Here is a 10,590-nt window from a genome sequence, read left to right on the forward strand (position 1 = left end):
TTTCCGCCGGCAAGGCAATCGTTATTCCGGTGACCAATGTTACATCGCTTCCCGGGGCGGCGGCAGGTTCATCCGTTTTCGGCGCCCCTATCGAATTGAATTTGGGCGGTAGAAGTTTGAGAAGCCTGGAGTGTAATTCCAATGGATGTTTGGGTATTGCGGGCCCTGTCGGTTCGGTCTCCGATTTTAAACTCTATACCTGGTCGGGTGTCCCGACTGACGCGGCCGAATTGAGGAGCGCTAATGTATTCTCGAGCATTGGCGGTTCGTATGAGGGGATTGTTGGGCTTCCCGCGACCCCGTTTTTAGGCAGCGATGGCGATGCACAAAGCATACAGCTAATGATAGATTTGGGGGCGACTACCCTCTACAATGATGGCGTGGAAAACAAGGACCAGATTTTACAATGGAAGAAATTTCAAACGGAAACCGTGACCTTGGGCGGTATTGCCGTTCCGACCCTTACAGATCCGCTCATCAATGAATTTGTAGTCGATGACCCGGGTACGGACGAGTTTGAGTTCGTCGAGATTTTCGGGGATGCCAATACGGATTATTCCAGCTATACTTTATTGCAGATCGAGGGCGATAGCGGTGCGGGTTCGGGAACCGTGGACTCCGTCTTGCCATTGGGTACGACCGATTCCAATGGGCTATGGACCACCGATCTATTTTTAGCGAACGAATTTGAAAATGGCACGATAACTTTCTTGTTGGTCAAAAACTTTACCGGGGCCAAAGGGGATGATCTTGACACCGATGACGATGGGGTCTTGGATAGTGCCCCTTGGGATGCTATCGTTGACAGTGTGGGAAAAGACGATTCGGATTCGGAGTTCGTATATTCCGAAATCAACCTTTCCCCGAATTATGACGGTATTTCTTTTGAGGTCGGCGGGGCATCCCGAATTCCGAACGGAACCGATAACAATGCTATAACGGATTGGGTTCGCAATGATTTCGACGGTGCCGGTCTTCCGGATCAGGAAGGGTCTCCCGTTGTAGGCGAAGCACTCAATACACCCGGTGCCCTGAACAGATTGGTGCCTCCTCCGGGACCAGATCTACAGATTACGGAAATTTGGCCCGGTAACGAAAACGGGGATAACCTAACCGCGGATTGGTTCGAGATCACCAATACCGGCAACATAGCCTGGACGCCTGAACTGGGAGACCTTTATTTTGATGACGATTCTCAAGACCCGACTTCGGCGAGCCTGATCAGTGGCATTACCTCCATCGCACCGGGAGAGTCGGTAATCGCCATCGATGCCGCCGACGCCGACAATTTTATCGCGGTTTGGGGCGGTGTCTACGAACTCACGAGCGTTCAAGTAGGCACCTATGCCGGAGCTGGACTTAGTGGTGGAGGAGACGGGGTCACTCTTTTTCAGGGAGAACCCTCCGCTGAAACCTTGATCGATTTTGAGGAATATCCTGATGTTGCCGTAGCTCCCGGAGCTTCCTATGATGTTGAAAAAGTTGGTTTCAGCGTTGTCGGGGAACCGCCCTTCCTACCAGTGGCCACGGCACCGAACAACGAAGGCGAAAGTGCCGTAGGGTCGCCCGGCAACAGAGGGCCAGTAATTACTACCACCACGGTAAAAATACATGAGGTGCAGGGCAACGGTCCGGTAGCCGCCTTGGAAGGCCAAACGCTTACCATAAATGCCATAGTGGTCGGAACCTATCAAAACGAAGATCAATTGAACGGTTTCTTTGTCCAGGAGGAAGATGCCGACGCGGATGCGGATACCACTACCTCCGAAGGTATTTTTGTATACTGCGATACCTGCGCCGAATCGGTCGAAGTAGGCGATGAAGTGGAGGTTACCGGCCTTGTCGTAGAATTTTTCAACATGTCCCAATTGGAGGTTACCGCAGTAGGCGGAAAAGTGCTGGTTTTAAGTGCCGGAAATAATCTACCAACGCCCGCAGCTGTAAATCTGCCTTCAAACGGAAGCACGGCGAACACCGAAACCTTTGAGAACGTAGAGGGCATGTTGGTCAATTTTACCAGCTCCCTTTTTGTGAGCGAGTACTTTGCACTGGGACGGTTTGGACAACTTACATTGACCACCGGGTCCAGGCCAAGGCAATTTACCGATGAAAACGTACCCGATGAGAACGGCTATGCCGAATTTCTAGGGAATTTGGAGCGCTCGCGTATCATTTTGGACGATGATAACAACTTACAGAACGACGCCATCGGCGCAATCGATGAACCTTATTTTTGGCCAAGACCGGGGCTAAGCAACGGAAACTTGGTACGGGGCGGCGATGAAATCAGCGGTCTTACCGGAATAATGCACTGGTCGTTTTCGGGCCAGCAAGGCACCGATGCATGGCGCATCAGACCGGTGGAGCCTGCTTTTGACTATTCCTTCACAAGCAACAACCCCCGACAGGATACACCGGACGATGTGGGCGGAACCCTGAAGGTGGCCAGCTTCAACGTTCTCAATTATTTCACTACGCTGGATGAGCGCGGGGCCGATTCCGCCGCCGAGCTAGATCGCCAACGTGCCAAAATCGCATCGGCCATCTGTGCCATGGACGCGGATATTGTCGGACTGATAGAAATCGAGAACAATGGCCTTACCGCCGTGAACGACCTATTGAACGGCACCAACGGCATCAATTCCGTATGTGGCCCCTATACCGCCATCGAAACGGGTACCATAGGCACCGATCAAATCGCCGTGGCCTTTATTTATAAATCGGATACGGTAGAGCCCATCGGCGATTTTTCCGTTTTGGACAGCAGTATAGATCCTCGCTTCTTGGATACCAAGAACCGCCCCGCATTGGCGCAGACCTTTATGGAAATCGCATCGAGCGAGGTCCTGACCGTGGCGGTGAACCATCTAAAATCAAAAGGGTCCGGATGTACCGATGTGGGCGATCCCGATCTCAACGACGGTTCCGCAAATTGCAATACTACCAGAACAGATGCGGCGGCGGCCTTGGTAGATTGGTTGGCGACCGATCCCACGGCCAGTGCAGACAGTGACTTTTTGATCATTGGGGATTTGAACTCATACAGAAAAGAAACCCCGATCGACGCGATTAAACTTGGTGCGGATGATACTGCGGAAACCGATGATGATTATGTCGATCTAATCGATACCAATCTGGGTGCTGACGGTTACAGCTATGTTTTCGACGGGCAACAGGGATATCTCGATTATGCGCTGGCCAATACGAATTTGGCCTCTCAGGTCACGGGCGTGACCGAATGGCATATCAATGCGGACGAAATCAATATCTTTGACTACAATGATGGTATTCAAGATGCGGGGGAACAATCCTTCGAGCGCGAATCCAACGCGCTGCCCGTTTACGGACCAAATGCTTTTAGGGCTTCCGATCACGACCCTGTTCTGGTCGGATTGCAACTGACTCCCGATGTAGTGGCGCCTGAACCTTCGGTGCTGACCGTTGAGAAATTGATCTTGGTCAATGCGGATACCAATGAAGATATTATGGAAATCGTTGAAGGCTCCGTAATCGATTTAAGTACGCTCACTACGAACAGGTTTACCATGAGGGCAGATGCGACCGACGATGTCAACAGTGTTTATTTTGAACTTTCCGGGAAGAAAGTGAGCAGAAAAATAGAGAATTTAAGTCCGTTCGCCCTCTATGGTGACTTTGGGGGGAATTATGCGGGAGAGGAATTCAGACCGGGCAATTACAGGATACGAACCGTTCCTTTTTCCAAAACCTACCTAAGGGGCGACAGGGGTACCGGGTTGACCGCCAATTTCAGTATTGTCGGCGGTGCTTTGGGCGATATTGAAACGGCCAAAATATCACCAAATCCCGCCAAATGGTTCACCAAGATCAGTTTTGATGGGCCGGTAGAAGTTAATAAGGTGCTACTCTTTAATGCTTATGGATGGTTGGTAAGAAATTATACCGGAGACCGCATAAAAAAGGGCGATGAATATATTTTAACCCTCGGTTTCCTGAGGCGTGGAGTCCATTTTGTAGTCATAACTGACAATTATGGAAATAAGGTGACCAGAAAGCTTATCATAGGATAAACGGTCAAACAGTAAATCTGTTAAGAAAGGAGGCTGCTGGTCTCCTTTTTTGCATTTTGGGTTTAGGCAGTGGCCTTTCCATAATACTTTTTCCTTAACCAAAAGGCTACCCGAACCAATAAAATCAATGCGGGAACTTCGACCAATGGTCCGATAACCCCTGCAAACGCCTGACCGGAATTCAGTCCGAACACAGCGATGGCAAGCGCGATCGCCAATTCAAAGTTATTTCCCGAAGCCGTGAAGGAAATCGCAATATTTTTGTCATATTCCGCTCCCATTGCCTTACTTAAGAAAAAGGCGATGAAGAACATCAAGGCAAAATAGACCCCTAACGGAATAGCTATAATCAAAACATCCATTGGTATTTCCACTATCAGTTCTCCTTTTAGCGAGAACATTACCACAATCGTAAACAAAAGCGCTATCAAGGTCATTGGCGAAATAGCAGGTATAAATTTTTGTGTGTACCATTCCCGACCTTTTAGCTTTACTAAAATCGATCGGCTCAAAATTCCCGAGACGAATGGAATACCCAAATATTTCGCTACGCTCTCGGCAATCGTGGCAATCGAAATATCGACGATCGCACCTTCAAATCCGAAATAGGGCGGGAGGAACGTTATAAAAATCCAAGCGTAAAAGCTGTAGGCAAATACCTGAAAAATACTGTTCAACGCCACCAAGCCTGCACCATATTCGCTACTGCCTTCGGCGAGGTCGTTCCAAACGAGTACCATTGCAATGCAACGCGCCAGACCGATCAGAATGAGTCCGACCATATATTCGGGATACTCCCGTAAAAATGTAATGGCCAGAACGAACATCAGAACGGGTCCGATTATCCAGTTGAGGATAAGTGAAATGGAAAGGATCTTGGTGTTTCGGAAAACCTTGGGCAACAAAGCGTAATTTACTTTTGCCAATGGTGGGTACATCATTAGGATCAGGCCGATAGCTATGGGAATGTTCGTGCTTCCGCTACTGAAGGAGTTGACAATTTCTGGAAACGATGGAACGAAATATCCGATACCAACACCTAGAGCCATTGCCATAAAAATCCATAAAGTCAGGTAGCTATCGAGGAAACTTAATTTTTTCCTTGCCATTTTCAAGAATTGATCTGAGAGAAAACGTAAAATAGTTCGGTCGCGATCTGCAGACTTCTTTCCCTGTATTTTTCGGCTTGTAGGGGTGTACCATCAAATGCAGTTGGGTCTTCGAAAGTTATTGGAATACGTTTTTCTGCCCCTGCAACAAATGGACAAGTTTCATTTGCTGAATCACAAGTCATAATTGCTACAAATGCCGATTTTGGGTTGAAATTGTGATCCAGTTTTTTGGAAAACCCGATAACCGGGTGTTCGTTTTCAGCATATTTGATACTGTAAACCGGATTGTTGCCCTCTGAAATCGTTTTGACTTCAAAGCCTGAACACTGCAAAGTTTCTGCAACCATTGGGAAAAGCGCCGTACTTTCTGTGCCTCCCGAATAACAGAAAACATTTTTGATATTAAAATAGTGTGCCAATGCCTGCGCCCAAACTTGGGCTAAATGACTTCTTCGTGAATTATGGGTGCAGATGAAATTTATGCGGATTTCTTTATTCTTATTTACTTTAGATTGGATGTACTCGGCCAAGGGTTCTACTAATTCTATGCGCTTATCTGAAATAGTTTCGGGCCTTACATTCTTGACTAAACTTTCTATTTCCGGAAATAGGATGGATTGGGGTGTTATCATTTTCTTGTAGTTTGTACTATTTTTAACAACTGTTTCCATCCGGCGAACAACAAGGTTCTTCATTCAAACCGGATAGTTGCACACTGGGTTTTTCTACCGGAACGCCACATTGCCCCTTTGCCAAACAGTCGGTCTGTTTGGTGGTCAACAGAAAGTTGGTTCCGTCAAAATCGAGTCCGAATTTCCCGATCGTGTCGGATTGATATTCAACTTCGATTTCCAAATCGCCCAATTCCAAACTCTTCTCCGAAAGCTCGATAATGTGCGTTAATTTTTCGGGATGCAATCGGTGGTCGTAGTCGTTGGCGTTCCAAAGCTGAAAATTTGCAACTTCTTCCTTGCGCACCGTTCCACCACAATCAATGAAATTTTTGGTTATTTTTCCCACTTCGGTAACGTGAAAGTGTTTGGGTACCAATTCGCCATTTGGTAGTTGAAAGGCAATTTTTTCCAATTGGTTCAGTCTGTTTTTAATTTCCGATAATTTCATATTTATATTGTTTTATTGCGATTATACGATTGATTAATTCAAATTTTTTAACAACAATTTTCTTTTGCGACGTCTTGGTCTAAAAACTGTAACATAACATTTTTCATTTTAGTCCAGTTTTCAATGTTGATGCAATAACAAACGCTTGTTCCTTCTACGTTGCCTTTAATAAGTCCCAAATGTTTCAATTCTTTAAGATGTTGTGAAATGGTCGGTTGGGCAAGGCCGATTTCATTGACCAGATCGCCACATACACAACTATTGATTTTAAACAGATGTTGAAGGATCGCTACCCTTGCCGGATGACCAAAGACTTTCGCGAACAGAGAAATTTCGTTTTGTTCGTCGGTGAACATTTCCGTTTTGGCTAATCCCATTTTTATTTAATTTATTCATTGCAATATTACGATTAATAATGGAATGTGCAAAATGTTTTAGGGCGCAAAGGCAGAAACAGCTCTTTTATTTTTCCCAGCATGGGCCGTAGCGTTATTTTTAAGTTCAATATGCATGAATAATTTCTGTTTTACCATGAAGTCATCCTCCTTAGGTTGTATGGCTTCCATGAACCGTATCCTGTAGACATAGACGTTGGTGTTAAATGCCATTTACTCCATTTTCCTCCGCCAATGATAACTCCGACCGAAAAACCAAAGTAACTATAATTTACTTTCGCTATTTGTTCACCTGTCGGGACCATAAGTTTTCCTTTTGAAATCAAATCGTATTCCACCCCAAAACTGAATTTTCCCAAGTGATTATGGCATAAAACGAAACGTCCAATGCAGGCAATCGTCCAAAGGGCCATCGAACACGGCGGTGATCGGCCTTGTCCGATTTTCCGGTTCGTTACGTTCCCTTTCTCGATACATCCAGCCGGTTTTCCATTCCGGTAACACGGCAAAATAAACGAAGGCAAAAAATAGGAATTTTAACCCAAGGTAAAACTTCGGTTAAGATTCGGCGTTGGAAGTTTTCGGGCATCCCGGTATAGCGAAAAATCGTTATTTTAGGACAAAATACCGCAATGGCGCATATTGCGATAGAACAGGCCCTATATCTGTACCAGATCATCGACAATTCCAAAGGCAAAATGCTCCGGGAAGTACCAGCGATTCCGGTGGATTTAAAGATTCCACGGATGGGGCTTTTAGAATCTAAAAAAATGCAGGCGGAATTCAACTCGTACGGTATGGAATCGCAAATGGAAACCGCCTTAAACGGACTTTTACTAATTGTTAGCGGTCGGCCATTGGAAAAAACATTCTGCAATCATTTAAAAAGACAAGAAAATGAATACGAACTACAAACCAAAAAATTATAATTCACTATCACCATATTTGATCGTTGATAATGCCGAAAAATTAGTGGACCTCCTCAAAAAAGTATTCGGAGCGACAGAATTAAGGAAATTCGACCACGAGAACGGCACAATCGCACATATTGAACTGGAACTGGACGACAGCATTCTAATGATCAGCAATAGCACGGAAAGTTATCCGGCCAATACAACCATGCTTCATATTTATGTTCTAGATGTTTTCAAAACTTTCGATTTGGCGATCAACAACGGTTGCGAAACGATCGAAAAACCCGTCAACAAAGAAGGCGACCCCGACACAAGGGGCTCGTTTTACGATTTTGCGGGCAACTATTGGGCGGTAAGTACGCAAACTAATTAAGCATTTCAATGAAAGGCAACAATCCAGTCTTTAAATATTCCGACTTTGATCTGGTCAAGAGCATTGCCCTGAGTTTTCCCGATACCGAGGAAAGTATCTCGCACGAAGGAACACCTTCGGTAAAAGTCCGTGGAAAACTGATGTGCCGATTGCATGACGCGGGAAATTTATACCGATACGGCTGGATTTTGGCATAAGAGATAAATATTTGGAGAATTATCCCGAATTTTTCCATTTACCCGACCATTTTAAATCGTACCCGTACATATGCATGTGGACACATATCAACGACAAAAAAATATTGACCGAAATTCTTGAGTTGAGCTGGAAAGGACTTGCGACAAAAAACCGGGTAAAAGATTATGAAGAACGAATTTGAAAATTTAGGCGGTCAAATAACTCTGAAACCAAAATGAAACCCAGTTGGAATTCTTACTCGGGCGGGGACTGCAAAGTTGAGAGCTTAATCCTTTTTTGAACCTACATAGGAAAATGAAACATTGTAACTCCTAATAGACACAAAACGAAACAATTATTTTTTGTTCTTTAACATCAAGACCGGATAATGGGAATTACCGCTTTTAAAGAAAATCACCAACAGAACGTAGTGAAAATGAATCACTCGGGTGGAAACAACAAACGCTAACAATGGATGCTATGAAAAATCGGCGAAAAATTACTAAAATGAAGGGTTTTGGCTCGTGTCCGACTTTGTGCTTAGCCGAAAGATTGGTGCTTCGAAATCGCCTACTTTTCATATACTACCCGCTGGCATTGTAAAAAAACAATCAAAAATCACGAATCTGAACGGAATTCGTAACTTTGGACAATATGTTTCGCAATTCTACTTACAGACCAGAAAATTATCGTTTATATAGGAATTTCATAGCATCCAGAACGAGGAAATAATAAGTGGCCTGGAAAAAATGCTCAAAAACCGGAAAGCAGAACTTTACGAGAAAAATCTCGAACCGATGTCGATGGAGCAATTTAATGCCGACATTGATCAATCGCTGGAAGATTCTGCGAATGATAGAGTAATCAGCGCAAAGAACCTAAAAGAAGAAATCAAAAAATGGAACTGACCGTTTTTTGGACAGAGTTCGCCAAAGGCAAGCTCGACCAAATCTTTGAATACTACAAGCGCAAATCGAGAAGTGCAAACGTCGCCAGAAAATTGGTGGACGGGATAATTGACCATACCATCGGTCTAGAAATCAACCATATATCGGAGAGAGGGAGGATTTTTTATTGAACAGGCCTCAAAAATTCAGATATTTGGTCTTCAAAAACTATAAATTCATCTATTGGATTAACGGACCGAAAAATCGAATAGACATCGCACACGTTTTCGATACAAGACAAGACCTCTTTAAAATACGACAAACCGAGTAGGCCAGTAGCCTACAATGGCCATTGCAATTAGAACGGTACGTGCTATTTTCATTGGCCTGTGCTTATTAACTGGCACCGCCAAGCCTTTTGATTTGGCATTCAAGAAAAAAAAGATAAACACAAAATGCAAAAGCCTTGGCTAAGGGCTTGGCGGAAAGGCCGGTGCCTATCGACCCCCTACTTGCCATAGCCGAGCCATTACGCAACGAAATCGAGCCAAAATGAAAGTCAGAAAATCACAAAAAACATATTTTGGATTGACTTTTCTAGCAACTGGAAAGGAGACGGACGGAAAATATTTTATAAGTGAAACCATTATTCCGTCAGAAGATTCGGGCCCACCAATTCATACCCACTCCAAAGAAGACGAAGGGTTTTACCTTAAAAGTGGGGATTTGACTTTTATCGTTGAAGGAAAGGTAATCCATTTGAGAGAAGGAGAATATTTGAACGTCGAAAAAGGAGAGGAACACACGTGGAGGAACGAATCTGGATCGGACGCCGAACTGATCGTGACCTTTGTTCCCGCAGGGATCGAAAAGATGTTCAAGGAACTCGAACGGGAATATGGAAAACGTTAAGGAAATTGGACAAAAGTATGGGACTGTATTTCAGATCGGCTGAAACTCAAAATTCGGGTTGGACAATTTCACCTATTTCCTGCCCTACTCTCCGAAGGGAGACTTTATATACCACCCATATATTAGAAATTCCAGGAAGCACTCAGGATTAGAATCGATGCCCGAACAGGTGGGCTTTGTAAAGAACAAATAGGATAATCGAGGATTTTAAACATTTCAGGGGGCAACATTGCGAAACGACCGCTACAGGAAGCCTGTTAAAGCAGATCGGTATCGAATTGTCCGAACCTATGCTTTTCGGATTGGGCGAAGGGCTTGGATTCATCTTTTGGAACATGAAAACGATGGACTTTCCATTTATCGGAGGCCGGGTAAAACCGGACTTGCTAACCGAGAACCTTTGCAGAAACCTTAACCTACGATTGGAGGTTACGGAAATATCTTCAAAACCAAGGGCTTTGGAAAATGCCATCAAACACATTGACCAAGGGAAAGCGGTTGGACTAAAATTGGACTGCTACCATTTGGAATATTTCAAGAATAAAATCCATTTTGCGAGTCATTATGTGGCATTTTATGCTTACGATAAGGAGTTTGGCTATTTGATCGATACCGACCAACAGGGCGGAAAAGTCAAAACTTCGTTAGA

At 44.7% G+C, this 10,590-nt stretch carries 13 protein-coding genes; 8 read left to right on the forward strand and 5 right to left on the reverse strand.

Annotated elements, in window-relative coordinates:
- Positions 1–4,049 (forward strand): ExeM/NucH family extracellular endonuclease (locus ACEW8S_RS20020; RefSeq protein WP_373519878.1); only part of this gene is annotated, 4,049 nt, incomplete at its 5' end.
- 62 nt (positions 4,050–4,111) lie between these two features.
- Here the strand turns inward: ACEW8S_RS20020 and arsB are convergent.
- From arsB to ACEW8S_RS20045, 5 genes are read right to left on the reverse strand one after another with little or no spacing between them, the layout of a single operon-like run.
- Positions 4,112–5,158, reverse strand: a complete 1,047-nt coding sequence (arsB, locus tag ACEW8S_RS20025) for an ACR3 family arsenite efflux transporter (protein WP_373519879.1) — start codon at positions 5,156–5,158, stop codon at positions 4,112–4,114.
- Positions 5,159–5,160: 2 nt separating this feature from the next.
- Entirely contained in the window at positions 5,161–5,793 is a 633-nt protein-coding gene (locus ACEW8S_RS20030; RefSeq protein ID WP_373519890.1) for a protein-tyrosine-phosphatase, read from the reverse strand.
- A gap of 22 nt (positions 5,794–5,815) precedes the next feature.
- Positions 5,816–6,283 (reverse strand): DUF6428 family protein, encoded by a 468-nt coding sequence (locus ACEW8S_RS20035; RefSeq protein ID WP_373519880.1) that lies wholly within the window; start codon positions 6,281–6,283, stop codon positions 5,816–5,818.
- A 47-nt stretch (positions 6,284–6,330) separates the two neighbouring features.
- Positions 6,331–6,660, reverse strand: a complete 330-nt coding sequence (locus tag ACEW8S_RS20040; RefSeq protein WP_373519881.1) for an ArsR/SmtB family transcription factor — start codon at positions 6,658–6,660, stop codon at positions 6,331–6,333.
- A gap of 57 nt (positions 6,661–6,717) precedes the next feature.
- On the reverse strand, positions 6,718–6,891 hold the full coding sequence (locus tag ACEW8S_RS20045; protein WP_373519882.1) for a hypothetical protein: 174 nt from the start codon (positions 6,889–6,891) through the stop codon (positions 6,718–6,720).
- A gap of 419 nt (positions 6,892–7,310) precedes the next feature.
- Here ACEW8S_RS20045 and ACEW8S_RS20050 point away from each other — a divergent pair, with 419 nt between their 5' ends.
- The 7 genes from ACEW8S_RS20050 to ACEW8S_RS20080 all read left to right on the forward strand — a co-directional run.
- On the forward strand, positions 7,311–7,607 hold the full coding sequence (locus tag ACEW8S_RS20050) for a hypothetical protein (protein WP_373519883.1): 297 nt from the start codon (positions 7,311–7,313) through the stop codon (positions 7,605–7,607).
- Positions 7,576–7,965 carry a VOC family protein gene (locus ACEW8S_RS20055; protein WP_373519884.1) on the forward strand — a complete coding sequence of 130 codons (390 nt, stop codon included), beginning with the start codon at positions 7,576–7,578 and terminating at the stop codon, positions 7,963–7,965. The genes ACEW8S_RS20050 and ACEW8S_RS20055 overlap by 32 nt, the downstream gene beginning before the upstream one ends.
- Before the next feature lie 8 nt (positions 7,966–7,973).
- On the forward strand, positions 7,974–8,162 hold the full coding sequence (locus tag ACEW8S_RS20060) for a hypothetical protein (RefSeq protein ID WP_373519885.1): 189 nt from the start codon (positions 7,974–7,976) through the stop codon (positions 8,160–8,162).
- A gap of 729 nt (positions 8,163–8,891) precedes the next feature.
- The gene (locus ACEW8S_RS20065) at positions 8,892–9,050 is read left to right on the forward strand and encodes a hypothetical protein (RefSeq protein WP_373519886.1); all 159 of its coding nucleotides are present in this window, start codon (positions 8,892–8,894) and stop codon (positions 9,048–9,050) included.
- Positions 9,041–9,220 carry a hypothetical protein gene (locus ACEW8S_RS20070; RefSeq protein WP_373519887.1) on the forward strand — a complete coding sequence of 60 codons (180 nt, stop codon included), beginning with the start codon at positions 9,041–9,043 and terminating at the stop codon, positions 9,218–9,220. Before ACEW8S_RS20065 ends, ACEW8S_RS20070 begins: the two co-directional genes overlap by 10 nt.
- A 361-nt stretch (positions 9,221–9,581) precedes the next feature.
- On the forward strand, positions 9,582–9,941 hold the full coding sequence (locus ACEW8S_RS20075) for a cupin domain-containing protein (RefSeq protein ID WP_373519888.1): 360 nt from the start codon (positions 9,582–9,584) through the stop codon (positions 9,939–9,941).
- A 278-nt stretch (positions 9,942–10,219) separates the two neighbouring features.
- A partial coding sequence (locus tag ACEW8S_RS20080) for a BtrH N-terminal domain-containing protein (RefSeq protein WP_373519889.1) occupies positions 10,220–10,590 on the forward strand: 371 nt, incomplete at its 3' end.

Origin of the sequence: Pricia sp., from assembly GCF_041745955.1 — a bacterium.
Classification (GTDB): domain Bacteria; phylum Bacteroidota; class Bacteroidia; order Flavobacteriales; family Flavobacteriaceae; genus Pricia.